The organism is Streptococcus mitis, assembly GCF_003942695.1.
Taxonomy (GTDB): Bacteria; Bacillota; Bacilli; order Lactobacillales; family Streptococcaceae; genus Streptococcus; species Streptococcus mitis_BD.
Window position 1 is genome coordinate 1 of the sequence record NZ_RJNU01000034.1, and the last position, 608, is coordinate 608.

Consider the following 608-nt stretch of genomic DNA (forward strand, 5'->3'; position numbering starts at 1 on the left):
CTAGGTAACTCCTCTTGATATCTCTAAACTATATTGGCTATTAAAAAATTTTGTTGTCTGTTAATATCCAACTCAGTTGTTAGTTTTTGCTCTTTTTTTAAGTCATATATAGTTCTCCAAACTTCACGTACTGATTCATCTTCTATTAAATCTAGTCCCTCAAGAAAGTCTTCTTTAAATTCGGCAAACTCTCCAAACCGTTCGGCTTTTGTCTTGTTTTTATATTCCTCATATTTCATATAAGGAAATATCTCTTCTATGTTTTCAAGTTGTATTTCCAATTTTAATTTCAGGTCCGATTTAATTAGTCCATCCTTATACAAATTTTGATAAGTTCCAAAAATATCGCTAGGATATGCTTCTGTGAAATGTCTGTTAATAATAGTTTGATGATTTTTATTTTTATTATATACACTGTACCTCTTAAGTTTTTCTTTAAAACGACTTTGTAAGAAGCCAAGTATAATACTTGAAATGTTTGGATTTTTTCTACTATCTCTACTTTCTAAATTATATATAAAACTCTTAATACTCCCTTTGTTTTTTCCCTCCATAAAAGTAGAAAATCCAGTCATCAGCTCACCATCAAAATAAAGACTATATTTACT

General features: G+C 28.6%; 1 protein-coding gene. It reads right to left on the reverse strand.

The window, feature by feature from the left end:
• Positions 1-23 precede the first annotated feature (23 nt).
• Positions 24-608: hypothetical protein (locus D8852_RS09950; RefSeq protein ID WP_221762957.1), on the reverse strand; the 585-nt coding region annotated here is incomplete at its 5' end.